At 46.7% G+C, this 18742-nt stretch carries 13 protein-coding genes; 8 read left to right on the forward strand and 5 right to left on the reverse strand.

Annotated elements, in window-relative coordinates; all coding sequences use genetic code 11:
- The 4 genes from Q365_RS27455 to Q365_RS0115170 all read left to right on the forward strand — a co-directional run.
- On the forward strand, window positions 1-172 hold a 172-nt coding region (locus tag Q365_RS27455; protein ID WP_407637593.1), incomplete at its 5' end, for an ASCH domain-containing protein.
- 205 nt (window positions 173-377) lie between these two features.
- Window positions 378-683, forward strand: coding sequence for an NIPSNAP family protein (locus tag Q365_RS0115160; protein ID WP_028024143.1), 306 nt, complete (start codon window positions 378-380; stop codon window positions 681-683).
- Between the two features lie 145 nt (window positions 684-828).
- Entirely contained in the window at window positions 829-1362 is a 534-nt protein-coding gene (locus Q365_RS0115165) for a GNAT family N-acetyltransferase (RefSeq protein WP_028024144.1), read from the forward strand.
- A 194-nt stretch (window positions 1363-1556) separates the two neighbouring features.
- On the forward strand, window positions 1557-2168 hold the full coding sequence (locus Q365_RS0115170) for a hypothetical protein (protein ID WP_245621563.1): 612 nt from the start codon (window positions 1557-1559) through the stop codon (window positions 2166-2168).
- A gap of 123 nt (window positions 2169-2291) precedes the next feature.
- Here the strand turns inward: Q365_RS0115170 and Q365_RS0115175 are convergent, their stop codons facing one another.
- Window positions 2292-3182, reverse strand: coding sequence for a DMT family transporter (locus tag Q365_RS0115175; protein WP_155859018.1), 891 nt, complete (start codon window positions 3180-3182; stop codon window positions 2292-2294).
- Window positions 3183-3284: 102 nt separating this feature from the next.
- Here Q365_RS0115175 and Q365_RS0115180 point away from each other — a divergent pair, with 102 nt between their 5' ends.
- The 3 genes from Q365_RS0115180 (at window position 3285) to Q365_RS0115190 (ending at window position 5239) form a co-directional block, all read left to right on the forward strand.
- Window positions 3285-3869: a TetR/AcrR family transcriptional regulator gene (locus Q365_RS0115180; protein WP_028024147.1), complete on the forward strand. Its 585-nt coding sequence runs from the start codon at window positions 3285-3287 to the stop codon at window positions 3867-3869.
- 529 nt (window positions 3870-4398) lie between these two features.
- Window positions 4399-4689 (forward strand): hypothetical protein, encoded by a 291-nt coding sequence (locus tag Q365_RS0115185; RefSeq protein WP_028024148.1) that lies wholly within the window; start codon window positions 4399-4401, stop codon window positions 4687-4689.
- A gap of 184 nt (window positions 4690-4873) precedes the next feature.
- A complete protein-coding gene (locus tag Q365_RS0115190; protein ID WP_028024149.1) occupies window positions 4874-5239 on the forward strand; it encodes a hypothetical protein in 366 nt (121 codons plus the stop codon).
- Between the two features lie 227 nt (window positions 5240-5466).
- Here Q365_RS0115190 and Q365_RS0115195 read toward each other — a convergent pair whose 3' ends face one another.
- The 3 genes from Q365_RS0115195 to Q365_RS0115205 all read right to left on the reverse strand — a co-directional run bounded on the left by Q365_RS0115195 (window position 5467) and on the right by Q365_RS0115205 (window position 16171).
- Window positions 5467-5943, reverse strand: coding sequence for a Dps family protein (locus Q365_RS0115195; RefSeq protein WP_028024150.1), 477 nt, complete (start codon window positions 5941-5943; stop codon window positions 5467-5469).
- Between the two features lie 130 nt (window positions 5944-6073).
- On the reverse strand, window positions 6074-6814 hold the full coding sequence (locus Q365_RS0115200; protein WP_028024151.1) for a glycerophosphoryl diester phosphodiesterase: 741 nt from the start codon (window positions 6812-6814) through the stop codon (window positions 6074-6076).
- 171 nt (window positions 6815-6985) lie between these two features.
- Window positions 6986-16171: a retention module-containing protein gene (locus Q365_RS0115205; protein ID WP_028024152.1), complete on the reverse strand. Its 9186-nt coding sequence runs from the start codon at window positions 16169-16171 to the stop codon at window positions 6986-6988.
- Window positions 16172-16571: 400 nt separating this feature from the next.
- Between Q365_RS0115205 and Q365_RS0115210 the strand changes: the two genes are divergently transcribed.
- Complete coding sequence (locus tag Q365_RS0115210; protein WP_028024153.1) at window positions 16572-17741, forward strand: Card1-like endonuclease domain-containing protein; 1170 nt, start codon at window positions 16572-16574, stop codon at window positions 17739-17741.
- Between the two features lie 75 nt (window positions 17742-17816).
- Here Q365_RS0115210 and udp read toward each other — a convergent pair whose 3' ends face one another.
- Window positions 17817-18584: a uridine phosphorylase gene (gene udp / locus Q365_RS0115215; RefSeq protein ID WP_028024154.1), complete on the reverse strand. Its 768-nt coding sequence runs from the start codon at window positions 18582-18584 to the stop codon at window positions 17817-17819.
- Window positions 18585-18742: the final 158 nt, after the last annotated feature.

Here is an 18742-nt window from a genome sequence, read left to right on the forward strand (position 1 = left end):
CCCAGAAGTTCCTGAGTACATTGCTATTGCAGAGGGTGAAGGTGATTTGAGCCTTGAGTGCTGGAAAACAGTACATGCTAAATTCTATGAGCCTCATTTGTCTTCATGGAATCTCTTAAACATTAATGATTCCCATGTGATTACTGAGTTTTTTGAGCTTGTGTGGGAGTAGGTTTAGCGCATTACGATTATATAATCGGTCTGAGTATGCGTAAGTACGCTTAACAAGGCGCTAAAGACGGACTAACAAACGCTTGGCATTTTTGGTTCGGTTTAGTGTGGTGTTTAAGGTGGTCAATTGAGTTTGGTGGAAGGTTTGTTAGCCGCTTAGCTTGACGTTAAACGCTAATAGGAAAACGATGAAAGGAGTTCAATAAATGGTTACTTGTTATCTCAGATACATCATTGATCCATCGAAGGTTAATGAATTTGAAGAATACGCTAAAATGTGGTTCCCACTCGTTGAGAAATTTGGCGGGCAGCATCATGGCTACTTCTTACCTTCTGAAGGTGCTAATAATGTAGCTTTAGCTTTGTTTTCGTTTCCAAATCTCGCGGCTTACGAGTCATATCGCACTGATTCATTTAAAGACAAAGAGTGTATTGCTGCTTTTCAATTTGCTGAAGATACGAATTGCATCATTAGTTACGAACGTAGCTTTTTCAGACCCGTGCTCGACTAACCAAGCGCATAACAAGCTAATCAACTTGGACGTTTACTCGTGGAGCATTTTTTCAAAGAAACGCTGTGATTTAGGCGTTTCATTAAGTTTGGGTTAGTAAACGCCCGTTATTAGAACGTTAGTTGTCATTGGAGTTTACCAATATATGCAATATAGAGTTGCCAAAATTAATGACTTAGAAAGTTTAGCTAAGTTACACGCTGAAAGTTGGCGTGAGTCATATCGAGGGATCTTTCCTGATGATTTCCTTGATAATGATGTTTGGGAAGAACGTAAAAACTCTTGGGCTAAGCGTCTAGCATCTCCCAAAAGTAATCAATACGTTTTGCTTGCCATCGAGAACAATGAAGTGTGCGGTTTTATTTGTGCTTTTGGCAATGAAAGTTCTAAATGGGGAACATTTATTGATAACCTTCATGTGGCAAAGTCAACTAAAGGCAAAGGCGTTGGTAAACAATTATTGCACTTAACAGCAAAGTGGGCAGATGAAGCATTCGAACATAAAGGTGTTTATCTTGAGGTTTTAGAAGATAACTCGGCTGCGCGTGGCTTCTATCATCGTTTAGGTGCCAAACACCAAGAAACAAATTTATGGCAACCACCAGGCGGCAATGAAACGGTAAATGATCTGCTTTATGTATGGGAAAGTAACCTTCCATTATTGCGCATAAACAACTAACACATATGAGCCCTTCTCCGGTCAAGAGGCAATAGCTGTCTTTATGACTGCGAGAGCAGTCACGGACAAATAGGGACCGGCACTTCAAGAAAACTATAGACTTATCATTGCGCACCACTGAAAGTTCCAAGACCTATATGCATGGGCGGGATATTTTCTAATTTAGTCAGTTATTTAGCGCGGAAAACCGATTTGTGAAGAAAGACCTTTCCACGGTTATCAACCACGCGAAAAGAGAAGTGTTGCAAATCCACATGAGGGGGATCCATGTCATTCGTTATGTGCTTAGGAGGTATATGGTGAAATTCACAGAGAAAGAATTGGATGCGGTATTGAGTAATGCCCTAGCAACTAATACTGATTTTCTGAGATGGTTTCTTGATCAGACAAAATTTAAAAGTGATTACTACAAGTACTTTTGGTCTCGTTCAGATCATCCTTGGGGAACAATCAATTTCGAGAGATTCGATGCTCAAACTTCTCGAGTGGTGTTTGAAAAGCGCCAATCTGAAACCGATATTTTGGTTGTGCTTGAAGATCAACGTGGTGACAAGGTAGCGCTTCACATAGAAAATAAACTATCAGATGGACATTTCACTGAATACCAAGCGGAAATGTACCCGCAAAGGGCTAAGCAGTGGATGAACAAAGATAAGTTTAAAAATTATACGGAGTTCCAAACCATATTGGTCGCGCCCTTGCTCTTTTATAAGCGCAATATCGACAAGGCTAGGTTGTTCGATTGTTATATAAGTCATGAAAATATTGGTAAACATCTTACCGAGTTTACTGCAAGATGCACATAACAAATATGAATAAGAGCCAGTAATAGAGACAGGCACTTTAAGAGAACCATAAACTTATCAGTTTCATGCGTTAGTGCCTTCGAACCCAAAGCTGTAGAACGTAAATGTGTCTGTCATCTCTAATCACTGGTCATTCTTCATGGTGAAGAATGTGTAAACGAATATGGTTATTAGTATTATTGAACCACCCACAATACTCGCTACAGCGGGTACCTCAGCGAAAAATAGAAAACCCCAAACAGGTGCTAGTACTGTTTCCAACATCAATGTCATCGATACCTCAGCAGCCGTGATGTAACGAGTCGCAACCATCGACATTACTCTTCCTAGTGGCGCTGTAAATAAACCCATTGCAGCCATAATTAACCAAGTGTTGACGCTATAATGGCTAGGCTCTGCGAAAAATAACATCACGCTAGCGAGTAACAAACCACCCAATGCAACACTCGCCAATCGACTCACATCAGGATATTTACGGAGCAAGGTGAACATTAAGGACAAACAGATTACCGAAAACACAGCCAAAGCATCACCAAGCCAGTTGCCCGAATGAACAGAGCCAGACACAACAATACCAATACCGATCATGACAGTAATAATCGCGATAATTGTCGTGCGACTAGTTTTCTCACGCAACAATAACCAGCTAAAGATCGCAGATACAGCTGGAGCTGCACTGAGAATTACAAAGGTATTAGCAATCGATGTATTTTTAATACTAAAGACTAAACCCGTGGCACTGCCCACCATTAATATTCCAGCGAAGAGTAGCGGCCAACCGCTCTGGACTATAACCCTTCTAAAACCGCGCTTATCGTTAACTTTGAGAAAAACCGACATGGATATCGCGCTAAATAAGCCGAAGAGAAATGCCGTATCAAAGCCACTCACACCAGCATAGCGGATAAAAATCGGATCGATACTCATCAGTAATGCGCCAAGAAGCGCTACGACAAAACCTGTTGTACGGCTGTTTTTCGCAACCAAAAGAGGACGTAAAAATGCAGTCATCATTAACCTCGAACTAAAATCATACTCGAAAGTATGATTTTATAGTGTTATTGTGTCAAGAAAAATCATACCTGCAAGTATGATGTTTATTTCCAGAGGATAGTGATGAGCAAAATTGAGGAAAATAGAGAAAAGAAGAAACAAGCTATCTTAGCGGCAGCAAAGTCAGCATTTTTATCTGAGGGATATGCTTCTACCAGTATGGATGCTATCGCTGCGCAAGCGAAACTGACAAAGCAAACGTTATATCGCTACTTCCCTTCCAAGATTGAGCTTTTCCAAGCTATTTTGCAGCAGATCGGTGACAGTTTTACCGACCGATATTCAGAGCACCTCGCAATAGAAAGCACTCGAGATGCACTAATTGCATTTGCAACTGAGTTTATGCGGTTTCATTTGTCGCAAGAACATATTGCGACGCTGCGCCTATTGATTACGGAAGCGAGTCAAGAGCCTGAAATTCTAAAGATCTTTATGAGTATTGGTCCTGACGACACCAATAGTTCTTTGAAAGTGTTCTTTTCTGAGCGGTTTAATTTACAGCAACCAAATACCAAAATTGAACTCTGGCTAGGTATGCTGCTTGCATCTCGTTCTGGAGCACTATTGGGGATCCCCGTCCTGACTGACCAACAGATTGAGCAACATGCCATTGAGGCAACCGATTTGCTGCTTCTTGGTATCCAATAGCGCGTATGTAACTCGCTCAATATAACGGATGTATCGCCAATTTAGTTAAACGGCTTTCCCATACATAAGTTAATTCAGGAAGTGCTAATTCAGTAAGGTCACTGACACGTATTTGTCAAAAGCGCTTTAAGGCGTTCAGTTCGCACAGCAGACACACTCAGGCCGCCACATCGGGCGGCCTTCTCTTAAAGAGCAGTAGCCGCTTGTGCCTGTTTAAATACTTCGCGAGCGGTGGACACAACATGCTCGTGATTTTTGGCGTTAATACCGAAAATGAGTTAACGCTCAGACGATCCCCCTCAGATCACTGTTTTTACTTTGGTTTGCTCATGGTTATCGCAGCAATACCCCACTCAGTCGCATCCCTGTAAACATGATACGACCTGACTAAAAATCAATGATATACAACAGATCACGATGAACAGGCTGTCGAGTTCAGTTTGTTCTGTTCGAACATGATTTCCGCGTTTAATGCCGACATTTTGTCACTTAATACTCGGTTATGTTTTTGGTGATTTAGGAGAATAAAATGGATTTTGGCGTCACAGTTCTGGCCTTAGTAGGTGCAGCAGCATTCTATTACTTTGTTTTGTACTCTAAGCCGCAAGATGATGATTGGAGGAAACTTCCAACGCTTTTAGAGTACTTGGACAAGCATCCAGAGTGTAAAACAGAAGATCCTGAAAATGCCAAATGCTTCAGTTGCAGCTCTGAAAAGGTCATCTTTCAGCCACTAACGACACATGAAGATCCTCGCTACAAGCATATTTGCCTTTCTTGCAAAAAGACGCTTTTTAAAAGCAAGTCGATAATGTCCTAGATTTCATTGATTAAGTTTAAATCCAATGAAAATCAATGCTATAAATAATTCAATCAGCTGCGTTATCGAGATATTTACTCGCGGCTTTTTTAGAGTTAGTGATTGGCTACTTCAATGAGTTGGTGGCGGAAAATACCCATAGTGTTAACGTCAAATTTATCTCTGTATGTTAGGGAATGAATTAATGAGAACTCTCATAGCTATTTGCTTCTTAATTAGCTTCCATTCGATTGCTGATTCATCAGTAAAAATATTCAAGAATAAATTCTCAAAGACCTGTAAACCTGTCGAACATGAGCTTTGGAAGACTCGATTTAAGTCGGATGAGATCTGCCAATACTCTAAATCACCCTGCATTCCTCGTGCTGAACAGCGGTCATTGGTTGTATGTGATTCTCCTAAAGTAACCTTATGCTACGAAGACAGAAAATGGCTTGTTGCTGCCGATTTTGTGGAACTTCCATTATCAGTTAAGCCAATAGGAAATGTTGTTGGATTTAAAAGGAAAAACGGAACAGAAGAGCGACAGTTTTGTATCGCCCACAAATGAATACAACTCAGTTATCAAACATAGCGCTGTCAATTGAGGAGGGTGAATTTGAAAGGGAACTGTTTATGCGGTGAGGTCGGGTTTGGCGATCAGTGAGTAATCGTGACTCGAACAACGCTTGAAACACTCAGGCCGCCATATCAGGCGGCCTTCTGGTTTAATCTTCTTCATAAACCTTACGATTAAAGCTTCTGCGTTAAGAGCGGGTTTATCGTTAACCGACTGGCTCAACCGTTCTCACGCATTGCGCGGAGCATCCAAGCGGTTTTTTCGTGGTCTCGCATGCGGTCTGAAACCAGTGATGCGGAAGATTCATCGTCGGCTGCTTGTGCCAATTTCAGCACCTCGCGTGCGGTGCGAACAACTTGTTCGTGGTTTTTGGTAAGAATGTCCACCATATCATCCGCTGATGGAACACCTTCCACTTCTTCAATGGCGCTCAGTGCTGAAAACGCTTTGTAAGTGCCTGGTGCAGCCACGCCCAGCGTACGGATTCGCTCGGCGATTTCATCCACGGCCAGTGCTAGCGCATTGTAGTGTTCTTCAAACATCACGTGGAGTTCACGGAATTGTTTACCGGTAACATTCCAATGAAAGTTATGCGTTTGGAGGTACAAGGTGTATGAATCGGCTAATAGGCGTTTTAGACCTTCAGCAATTACCACTCTGTCGTGCTCTTGAATACCAATATTAATCGTTGTCATCACCTTTCCCCATTTTGTTTTGGCTATTGCCTTTAGGTTTATGGGACGAGTTTATGACAGGAATCTTGATAGGTATAATCGTTGATAGGCATAGATTCAATTAGCTGTACCTATCAAGATGGAGAGAGGTTTATCCGTTGCGGTAACGAGATGGGAAGGTATGGCCGACATCGGTGAACACGCCATCCACTCCCCAATTAAACAGTTGGTTCGCACGCCCTAACTGGTTAACGGTATAAACATTGACTGTGAAGCCCTGACCTTTCATTTCAATGACTTTTTCTTTGGTCAGCCCTTCGTCTTCAACATGAATCGTATCGGCTTGGCAGGCTTGCATGATAGACAGCCAATCGTCTTCCAGTGCTTCTTTGCTAAACAAACACGCTACGGCTATATCTGGGCACCGGCGTTTGAACTCCGCCAATGCGAGCGGGTTAAAACTGGACACAAGCAGATCGCGGTCTTTGTGCAGCCTTGTTAGCCCTTCGACCACGCCGTCTAGTAAGCGCTCTGTGTGCGCCCACCCTGCCGTGCACGATTTAATCTCAACATTGACGTTGAGCTTGTGCACATTCACTAAGTCGATGAATTGATCGAATGTCGGGATTGGCTCGCCAATGTAGTCGTCACTGAACCAACTCCCTGCATCAATATCCGCGAGGTCATCAACCGTCAGGTCGTAAAGGCTGCCCGGTCTGTCGGTGCAACGGTCTAGTGAATCATCATGAGAAATCACGACGGTGCCGTCGGCTAAAACATCCACATCGCACTCTATCCAGTTGAGGCCGTGCTTTGGTGTTAGCGCAAAGGCGGAAAGGGTATTTTCAGGCGCAAGTGAGGACATTCCTCGATGGGCAAAGAGTGTTTTCATGGCTCAACTTTTTTCTAAGACTACTTCAAGATACTGTTGAAACTAACTATACGCAAAATCACGAGAGATGCTTGTTTCAACAGGAATAAAATCGGGTTATACCACACAATAAAAAAGCACTGCATGACGCAGTGCTTTTTCTAGAATGACGACCTAGTTTTTACGCGCTGTCTAATCGAGTTTTAGCGCTTGTTGTTGGATAAGTTGATTCAAAATATCGGTGCCTGTGGCACTCATATCAAGACCTAGGTCCGTTAAGACATCATTGTTAAAGGCAATGTCTTGTACTTCCATGCCACCTGCAGTTTGAGAAACATGGAGCGTTAACCCATCACTGGTCACTTCAGGGCGAATGTAATCCAATAATTCGCCGACGGTAGATGTACTGCCAACTGCGTCAGGCAGAATGGCTGAGATATCTAACTTATCACCCGTGACAGTGTCACCCACTTCAAAGTCCGTAATGGTGTCAGTGGCAACTTCACCCGCTTCAACATCTGAGGCTGACCAAGCATAAATGTCATTGCCAGCGCCTCCAGTCAGCGTGTCATCGCCAGCGCCACCCACTAAGATGTCATCACCTAACCCACCGGTTAGCGTGTCGTCGCCGTCGCCCGCATAAATGCGTTCTCCGTCATCATCAGCGGTCAACACATCCGCGTCTTCGGTACCGAATTGCGTGTTATTGGGATCAAACACCACTAACTGGCCTGTCATCAGCATTGATTCAAGGATCTCGTCTTGCGTTAAGCCCGTTGCATCTGTGCCTAGTAGTTCATTGAGCGTATTACCTTCGATGAGTATGCTTTGGAGTGGCTCGCTATTTTCATCAAAAATCTGTATTTGCGTGTCGCTGCCAACGGTTTGGATATCCAATCGATTCGCCAAATCTGTGAATGTAAATAGCCCATTTGCGATGAAGGCTTCCGAGATATCGATAACGTCGACACCCGCTTCGAAGTCCTTGATCACGTCACTAGCAAGGTTACCTGGAGTGCCAAAGTCACCCGACTTCCAAGCAAAGGTGTCTGCTTGATTATCGCCGGTCCCATTGATATCTCCACCCCAAAGTTGGTCGTCTCCTGCGCCGCCTGTCAGTATGTCTGCGCCTAGCCCACCAGCAAGAATGTCTTCTCCTGCGCCGCCGTGAACTTGAGTGGATTGACTGCCATCAATAACGAGATCGTCGTTGGTGTTATCAGCGTCGTTAAGCACTGGCGTTGTCGCCGTATCTACGACATTCACGTTAATGGCCAGAGACACTTCTTTTGGATCGCCATCTCCGACATCTGACAGGGCTGTCACCGTCACGTCACCTGCTGGCTGCGCCGTAAAGCGAAGATTAAGGTCAGCAAGGTTGAGTGACGCTAATTCGGTTTGGCTGAGCGTCCAATTGCCATTGCCATCGTTAGTGCCGACAGCGTTACCCATACTATCAACCAATTCATCTGCAGTGCCTAACCCACTAAAGGTCAAGGTGAACTCGTTTTCGATGGGGTCAACCAAGGTGGCCATCAAGCCGAGCATAGGCACAAGCACACCGGTAGATGCACGAATAGATGCGAGCTGCGACGCGTAGGAAAGCTCAGGGAGATCGGATTTAGGCGCAACGACGATGGTGACGATATCGCGATCAAACTTCTGACCGCCTGACCCGAAGTTCCCGCGGTCGCGTGAGGTCATTGTTAGCGAATCTTCACCTGAAGCATTTTCGCTATACTGATAATTCACACCACCAGCCAATAAGGTATTGATGGCATCAATATCGCCTTCGAGCGTCAAGACGTTCGAGCCATCACCTGACACAGTGATGCCCGTGCTATCACCTACCAGATCTAACGTGTTTCCATCGCCTACCTTCAATTCAACGTAGACAATGCTCGCACCTTCTCTAGCATCGACATCTTCAACTTGAAGGTCGGTGATAGTCAGTACGGTGTCTTCTTCTGCGTCGTAACTGTCTGCGAGCACATTGACAGGGTTATCGTTAACCGCTGAAACACTCACGGTGATTTGCCTATTCACGATGTCGACAGACACGTCGCCGTTGTCCACGGTTTGAATCGCCAAATCCAACACAAAGGTGCCGTTAGCATCTTGTGGCGGCGTGAACGTCAGATCATCTAAGCGCGAGCTGTCGACTTCGACAACAACATCGCCGCCATCTGACGTTTCGGGCGTCACAGTTCCAGTCGCGCCATCGGGCAATACAATTTTGCCGCCATCTGGCACACCTGAAATCGTGATCAGGAGTATTTCAGGGTCGTTTTCCGTGACGTTGACGCCTGCTGGTTGTCCGCCATCACTGATGCTATCGCGGTCGTCTTTCGCCTTAATTTCCATTTCAAGGTGGATGTCATTGTCTTCGACACCGCTTGCTGTCGCTTTCACACTCGCATTAGCGCCATCCGCAATCGGATCCACGGTAAGCGACACGGCTTGAGAGAAGCCCGTTGGCGTATCCAAGCTATCTTCTTGTGTGAACACGGTCACCGTAAATTCAACCGTACCGCTGAAGTCAGCCGCCGGTTCAACTTTGATTTGGGATAACGACGTATTATCGGTGATCGCACTGGCAGGAATGATCCACTGACCTCCCGACGCATTCACCGCTGGTGATGACAAGGTAAAGCCCAGTGGGACATTTTCAACAATGATGGATGCGAGCGACTCAGACCCATCGATATCGTTAAAGCTGAAGCCAAGGTCAGCCAATGAAATGCCCTGCGTCGGATCTTCATCCGCCGTAATGGCAACGACATCGTTTTCGTCTAAGTCATTGCCGTTTTGAGTAAACGTCACTTCATCGTTAACGGCTGTTACATTAACGGTCAGGTTCGTATCAACCGTGCGGCTGTCTGTGCCCGTTGAGGCCGTATCCGTTATTGTGACGGTTGCAGAGATCTCCACCTCCCCACTGAAATCTGGAGCAGGTTTGAACTTGATGTTATCAATCTGACTGGCATCTACCACGAGCGTGGTGGATTCTGAACCATCAGGTAAAATGAAGACACCCATTCCGGCTGGAACGGTCAGCGTGGCACCACCAATCGTTTCTTCGCCATTGGTTTGGTCTTTGTCCGCAAACGTTGCCGTCAATTCAAGAATCGCGATGCCATCTTCTAGCGCGATATCATCGACAACGTCTTCCGTTTCACCCGTTTCAAGCGGCTGCTGGTCCTCATTGAGCCCCTGCGTTTCTTTCGCGGTTAACTGGAATGAGAAAGCTGTCGAATTATCGCTGGGTTGAGCTTCCCCATCTGGTGGTGGCAAGTCCACCAAAGGAGTGACATTAAGTTGAACCGTAGCAACAGACGTTTCCGTGTCGCCCGTTCGTGTATCAACACTCACAAACGTCACAGGGATAGATAGCTCACCCGCGAAATCATCCGGTGGGGTGATTGACAGTCCACTGAGATCCAAGCCGTTAGGATAAGGATTGCTCCCATCTTGCCTACCCGGCACCTCGAACACATAGCTGCGGTTATCAACATGTATTCGAGCGCCACTCACAACGGTTAATGGCGGGAGATCTGCTGGGTTAATCACGACGGTGATGACATCAAATGCCACGTCACCGGAGGAATCACTCGGATAAGTGACGGCATCGCCCAACGCGTCAAGAGAGATAGCGTTGTCTTCTTTTCCTTCAATCACCACTTCTGTTGTTGGCACAACGACTTGCTGTGCTTCATGCGTTATGGTGTTGTTGTTGACATAGTTGAGCGTAATTTCTTCACTCGAAACAGGGGCTAGCAGGCTGGTATCGTTCTCGCCTGCATCACCCGCATCAACCGCCATCGCACTGATCGTAAAGGTTGTCTGACCTGAGCTGTTGGGTGGCGCGATGATACTAAAATCATTGGGGTCGTTAATAATCCAACCGCCTTTGCCATCCGTCACGGCATTATCGACATAAAAGCCGGCGGCTAAGTCCGTGATGACAATGCGAATAATGCTTTCTTCACTGGAGTCATCAGGGTGAACAAAAATAACGCCTTCATCTAAATCAATACGCCCATCGTTATCCGTCGTAATTTCAGATACCGATGCACCATCTTGAACAAGCTGAACTCGCCCATCTACCGTTTCGACGCTCGCGGCAATATCAACCTCGATCGTACCTGTGATCTCTTTCTCTGTGCTTGTTTGCCCTTCCAGATCATCCTGTCTGACGGTAACGGTGGCTTCCAGTGTTAAATCCAGATCGCTGTGAGGTCCACGTTTCATTTGGAATAGGTAACCTTGCGCTATCTGCTCTTCAGTTATCGTGACTTTATCGCCATCCAACGTCAGAGGAATCACGTCCTGTCCTCTCACCAACTGAACACTGTCTGTATCTGAGAACCCTGAAATGGTCACGCCGACGGCTTTCTCAATCACATCATCAGCGTCATCACCCGCACCTGGCGACAACGATAGATCAGGCTTCCAGTCAATGGTGACCCATTGGTCTTCTCTGCCAAAAGAGGTTGATGTGTCGTAGTCAGTGGCATCAATAACAGGAGGGCCAACGACCACTTCAATCACGGTCTCAATGGCTTTCTCGTCACCGTCATTTTCTGTCGCGACCAACTTGGCATTAATACGCACATCTTCTGTAGAGTTAGGTGGTAGCTTGATGAAAACATTCGACGCATCAAAGGTAGGAAGATCGACTGAATACGTTGGAATAGACATCCCTGCGCTGTCCGTTCCCCAACCCGCAAAGGCGAGTTCGACATCAGTCAGGCTGCCATCCGCATTTTTGACAACGAATGCCACCCCATCAGGAATATTGGAAACCACCAAGGTCATGGTTTCGGACGTATCGGTTGGCGACAACGCTTTTTCACCTGAAGCAACGGTAAAATCAATCGCGACGAGACCGTCTCCATCAATACCGTCTTCAGGCACAGTAGTCGTAACGACGCCCGTATCCGCATCATATTGCCACTGCCCTGGATCTGTGCCTTCGTTTTCTACGTCAAAGACGGGCGTATCTGCCACACCTGAAATATTCACGCTGAACGATTGAGCAGGCAAAATACGCTCATTATCTGGTGAGTTTGCCGCGGAATCCACCACAATCCCCTCAACCTGCAACGTGAAGTTTTCGTTGCTGTGAACGGGGGGGACCAACTCTAGTTTGTCTAAATCATCAATCGCTACACGATCAGTTTCGGTGACGGGCGTGATCATTCCGCCATCGTTTAGCTGCAATGTCGCTCCAGCAGGAAGGTCAAAAATACGCACATAGAAGACTTCAGAACCGTCAGTATCGTTGCCGAGTGAGGTGATCGAAATGGCATTTTCAAGAGAAATTGCATTGCCTTCGGCAATGTCTGGGTCAGCATTCCCTGCGTCTTCATTGCCCACGACGGTGCGAACCACAACCCTTGCCTCATCGGCGACAGGTTCTACACGTAAAATGATGGACGACGTTGTCTCCGCTGCTTTTTCTGAGTCTAGGTCAACGGGCTCAGACTCCGTTGAAATCGCTTTGATGCCTAAGGTGATATCACCGCTGAATCCTTCGTCCGGAATGAATCGTACTTTGTCGAGTCGTGATGGGTCTTCTAACACCCACACACCATCAACCAACGCTACCCCGCCGCCTCTCAGCGTTCCCATGTCTGGGGTCAAGGTGAATTCTAACTTCAAGGTTTCTGACCCATCGGTATCTTGAAGATCAGCCGAAAGCAGATCCCCCAGCGTGAAGTTCAGCGGGTCTGCAACGTTGATGGCATACGGGTCAAAGTCTTCTTTCATTTCAAACACGCCATCAGCCGCTTCGCCAATCAAGGTGATGGTTGGTGTGTCGGCTACCCCTGTCACGGTGATTTCAATCGGGGATGACGTCATGATGGGGTCATGACCTGTGACTTCCAGTTCGGCATCAAACTGAATCAGATCGGTATCGTCATAGGAGGAATAATCTGGATCGGGGATAAAGGTCACGCCTGACAAATCAAATATAATTGGCGCTGTTGTGCCTGATGCTTGGAACATGCTGCCTAGGAAAACGATATTGCCATCGCCATCGGGCAAAATCTCGGTGCCGTTGAAATAGAATTTCCCGCCAATGTCACCGGAAGGATCGCGAGTCATTAACGTCACTTCACCATCCAGCACCAAGTTGCCGCCGTCTTCATACGCTTCACCGACGTCGTTATCACCAATATTGATTTGAACATTAATGGCAATACCGTCTGTGGCATCGATACCTGCATTCTCGGCATCCGTATCGAGCTGTCCCTGATCTTCTTTGCCTTCGATAACGCCGCTTTTTGCTGGCGCAATCGTAATGGTTGGCGTCTGGTCGTTAAGCGTCAGGGAAATTTCACCTTCTGCTTTGTCACCATCATTGTCAGTGACTTCATATTGAATGGCTTGGTTGAGCACCGCTGATGGGTTATCAAGGTTTGCTGCAAAGGTGAAGCTAATTTCGCCGACAGGCTCATTGCGCGGGTCAATGCGCATTGTGCCGATTTCACCATTAGGAGAAACCTCCGAATACAAGGTGATCGTCGAAGGCCTTGTGGTGGAAACATCCACCCACTCTACGCCGTTGTGAATACGTGTGATGTGGGCTCCATCCGCACCTTGAAGGCTTTCATTGTCCGTAGGATGGGCAGGGTCGGTAATTTCAAAAACATCAACGGCGACTGTGGTGTCACCTGTCGATGAATCATCCACCTCTATGGCAATGGTTCCTTGCGTGCTTGGCACGTCATCCTGAACAACGATAGAGATTTGCGATCGATTGGATTCATCGCCATCAGCATCAACAAAGTAGGCGTTCAAGCGAAACGTCAGTTCATTTTGTCCATCACCAGTATCATGATCTAGGGCAGACAGCAGTTCAAAAGTAAAGGCTCCACTCTCATTTAATACCACATGAAACACGTCTCGGTTGTCACCCGAACCGTCGTCCGCAACACCGTAGTAGTTTTTCGGGTACCCTGACGGGTCAGGACGCAGCTCCAAAAAGATAGGGAACCCACTCGCGAGAACCGGTTGGCCGTTGGGGTAAACCACATAGTCACTTTCAAAAAAGTAACCGCTGATGCTATCACCCTGTGTTCTCTCTTCTTCCAGTGTGTTCGGATTACCGCTATCGTTTAGGGTATCTATGTTCAACGTGCCGCTAGACTTAGACCCTTCACTAATGCCTGTACCGTCATCAATGCTGCTTTCTTCTACATAGATGGGATCAATCGGGTCCAGCGAGAAGGTGACTGAGCTATCATCAACCACAGAAAAATTCACGATAAGTGGTGCTTCAACATTGGCATCGTTAGGGTCTACCAATTTGTCACCATCAGTATCTTCGAGTTGAATCGGCAACTTGATATTGATTTTATCACCGTCAGCACTGACGTAGTTTTCGTCAATCTGATCGCTCGAATTATTGGGGTGCTCTAACGCTTGGAATTGCGTAAATGAAGCATCGATGTCCACCCCTAAGCCATCTGCGGCTTGTGAAGTGGTTAACACAATCTCCAGTGCGGGATCGCCATCTATGGTCGCCAAAATGGTCACAACGGTGTTGCCGGAACCATCTGTACTGTTTGTGAAGGTCACCTCATCAATGAATCGGTCAGAATTATTCGATAGCAGTTTCAGTTCGCTGATCAACGTATCGTGATTGTTTCCATCATCAATCGACACTGTGCTCGGTATTAAACGATCCGATTTAGCACCAACATTGATAGTACCTGTTTGGGTGTTTTCAGGAGCGGATGCATCATAGACAGACTGTGTATCACTTTCTCGCAGCTCAATCACATCGACGGGTGCACCAAGGGCATCTAAACGCTCACCACCCAAGGCTGGCGTGCCATCAAGAACATTAAAGGTGACTGACGAGATGTTACTGGTATCACCATCCGCATCCGTTGCGGTGTAAGGAAGCGTAAAACTAGATTTGTCATCGTCACTGTCGCCATCGCTGGCTTGGTGCTGGTCGATAGGTTGGTACTGAGTAATGACGAATTTAGGATCGTCGGACGCATCTGATGGTGAGAAGGTTATTTCTAGAACTTTCTCAGGCACACCGTTGTTATCGGTGTACAGAGTGATCACACCTTCTACGGACGTATCAACGGTGGTTGGCATGCCGTGGCTAGTAATGCCTGCGAATACGCTTTCAGCCGCCATGACGTCGAAAGCGATACTGCCAATTTCATCACTGCCTAAGTCTATACCGTCTGATGTTGAGCCGGTCGCAGTCTCATTGGGATCAGTTTGAGGCTCTACAAGGTCAAGGGTGCCCTCTTTCAACGCGGTAACCTGACCATCGTTGCTGACCAAGGTGACGACAGCAGGACTCTGCATGAGATCGCCACCCGTGTCTGCGACTTGTAGTGGCATATTGATGGTGATGCGATCACCGTCAACAGTGACATAACTGCCCGTACTGTCTAAATGATCCAGTGGGCCGGATTGTGTCAGCGTCGCCGTGACAGACAATCCATTTCCATCTTGCGTCGCGGTGATCGTCAAGATTACGACAACCTCACCATCAACCGAACCCACGAGCGTAAATGTGCCTACACCATTGCTATCTACGCTGGTTTGACGGGTAAATGAAACCGCTTCACCGTTGGATGTAAGATTCGCCAGCTCTGCTTCAAACGCCGCTAAATCACTGGGGGCAATTTGCAGCGAACCCGGTAATAGGCGTTCACTGCCGCCTGCGATAGCGAACGATTCCGTTTGGGGCGTACCATAGGTGTTCGGGTCCAAATCACCTTCGGTGACTTCAAGAGAAAGACGCTGTCCACCAATCGCATCGACATCCACGGGAGGAATAATCAACGGAGGAACACCAGCGCCATCGGCAGCGCTTTGATCGTCGTCTCCGCCAAGAAAATTAACCTCATCATTTTCGCTCGACGATGGACCAGAGGTATCAAACCCAGCTTCGGTGAGCGACGAGGTGTATAGATAGTCTACAACGACAAAACCCGCATTTGATGAGCTTAAGCCCTCACCCGCTGCTGGTTCTTCAAAAAGATCGGTGGGATCCACGCCATCCAAAATCAGTTGTTGTAACTGAGCGATATCGAGATTCAGATTACTATCAAGGGTCAACGCATCAGGATTAAAGCGCACACCAATTGGCGTAGTGGCGAGTTGGGTACCATCTTCAGAAAGCGGGATCAAACAAGAGGCACAGCGGCTATCTACATAATATTTTTGGCCATTGATGCTGGCCACCACGCTACTGTTTTCGTTGGTCAGTAGGACTTGATTAGGCGCAATGAGCATGCCGGGCTGCGCGGGAATAATCCCCGAGGCGTTAGAAACCAAGAACGCTTGCCCTTTTACGCTGTCAATATTTAGCGCTGTGTCAAACTCATGACCAATCATACTTTCTTCCCCAACTTATATATCACTTTTTACTTGCGAATCCGTGTGCTTAGAACCTACATACATAGTGTAACCAGCAGTTATATCCAAGTCTTACCCCTCACATGGCTAGTTTCACTGCGTACTCAACATTGAGACAAATTGATACAGGTTCACTCATGGTTTGACGCTTGTCGCTCCGTTTATGACACGGTCAACACTTATAAGATTAGGAAAATCAGCGCTACTCGTATCAAAATTTATGCAGCAATGGCTTTTCGCGAATAGATTCCACATCGTGCATATGGATTAAAATGACTAAGTACTTGAATAATCCATACCTAGCCCTGATATTAACCACAAGAATAAATAAAGATGGGTGAGCAGGTAGTCTGTTCGTAAACACCTACACGGAGTAAATATGGCTATTCATGTTGGTATTATTGACCAAGACCCAGTCCGGTTGGTTACGGCTTTGCTGCATCAAGAATTCAAAGCGGAAAAAGTGATATTCATTGGTGTGGAATGTCAGCTTCCGCAGTTTGAGCAGCTAAGTAAGGTATTGAACCCGAAAGGAATTGTTACGGAATTCTTCCAGATCCCGTCAGACATCAATATTCCTTTGATCAAAAGCAAAATTGTCGAACTCGCCGAGCGCTTGAAGGAAGAAGGCGCTGAGGTGTGTTTTAACGCGAGCTGTGGTTTACGTCACCGCCTCTTGACCGCCTACGAAATTTTCCGCACCTATCACTGGCCCATTTATGTTATCGAACCTTTCAGTGATGAGTTGTGTTGGCTATACCCTTACGGCCTTGAGCAGCAGCAGGTGGAAGACCACATCAACATCAGTGACTACCTGACCATTTTTGGTGCGCGTTGTGAGCTACAAGACGAAGACATTCGCAGTGTTCTCGATACCTCAATCAAAACCTTGGGTCACAAGTGGGCAAGCAACGCTTATGAACTTGGCCCGGGCCTCGCGACCTTGAACTATTTAGCGACGACCTGTCGTAAAGAACAGAAGCTGGATGTTGAGCTCAGTGAAAAGCAGCAAGGCTATCGTGAACTCAACATGCTGATCGAAGATTTAGCTGACGCTGGACTATCGAGCTACGACAAAGGAATACTCACGTTTGCAAACGAAGCCGCACGTCGTTTTGCGAATGGAGAATGGTTAGAGTGGTATGTGCACCATATTGTCGAAGAGATTAAGCACGATCTCCTTACCATCCAAGACTTATCACTAGGTGTGCAGGTTTACCGAAAAATCGGTGAACGAGAAGTACGCAACGAATTGGACGTCGCCACCGTAGTTAACAATAAGCTCCACATTATTGAGTGTAAAACTAAGGGCATGTCGAGCGACGGCGATGACACGCTTTATAAGCTTGAATCCATTCGTGACTTGCTGGGCGGATTACAGGCACGTGCAATGCTAGTCAGCTTCCGTCCATTGAGACATCACGATATCACGCGTGCTACTGACCTAGGACTGGCGCTTATTGGCCCTGATCAACTTGGCGACCTCAAGAAACATCTCCATGAGTGGTTTTTAGCCGCTGGCGGTACTGAAAAAGCGTCCTTTTCCTAGTCAGATAAACTAACGGAAATTAAAAAGCCGACGTTGTAGAACGTCGGCTTTTTTGTTTCTTATCGCTTTTTCGGCTTATGCCGTCAACATATTACGCGCTGACTCAACAACCACTCTAATGGAACGCGCTTCTGTTTCAGCCATCGTCGCTTGATCAGGGATCTCTTTTTGGGTGCGATTGATAATCACCCCCGCCACGCAGCCGGCTTTCAATCCAGAACTTGCACACATGGTCAACAAGGTGGCTGATTCCATCTCGAAGTTCAGCACGCCCATGTCTTGCCATTCTTTCATTGAGCCTTGGAAACGCTTAACGACTCGCCCACTAAACGTGTCGTAACGTTCTTGACCTGGGTAGAAGGTATCGCTCGACGCCGTAACGCCGGTATGAACAGCCGCGCCAGATGCATCTGCGGCCGACTTCATGGCTGTCGCTACATCAAAATCAGCGACGGCTGGAAATTCTAGTGGCGCAAAATGGGTACTTGCACCATCAAGGCGCACAGAGCCCGTCGTCACAATCATATCGCCCACGTTAATGTGTGGCTGAATAGCACCCGTTGTCCCTACACGAAGGAATGTACGAACGCCAAGCTGCGCGAGTTCTTCAACGGCAATAGAGGTCGACGGACCACCAATACCTGTCGAACAAACCACCACTGACTGACCTTCCAGTTTTGCCAAGAAAAGTGTGTATTCACGGTGACTTGCCAAAAACTTCGGTGAATCCATGATGGCGGCAATTTTTTCAACACGCGCAGGATCGCCTGGGATAATGGCTAGGGTTGCGCCTTCAAGATCAGAGGCATTGACGCCCAAATGGAATACGGTTTGATCAGTCATGGTGTTCTCCTCACTGTATCGCGTCCCTCAGCGTTATATCATTCGAAAAGTACTGAGTACGATGACCACGAATTATAGGGTGGTGATGAATTTAGCCATCACCATACCGTTTGAGACAAAAATTAAAGTGACACAGTTCAACTTTGAATCAATTTCAT

Source organism: Enterovibrio calviensis DSM 14347, assembly GCF_000621165.1.
Taxonomy (GTDB): Bacteria; Pseudomonadota; Gammaproteobacteria; order Enterobacterales; family Vibrionaceae; genus Enterovibrio; species Enterovibrio calviensis.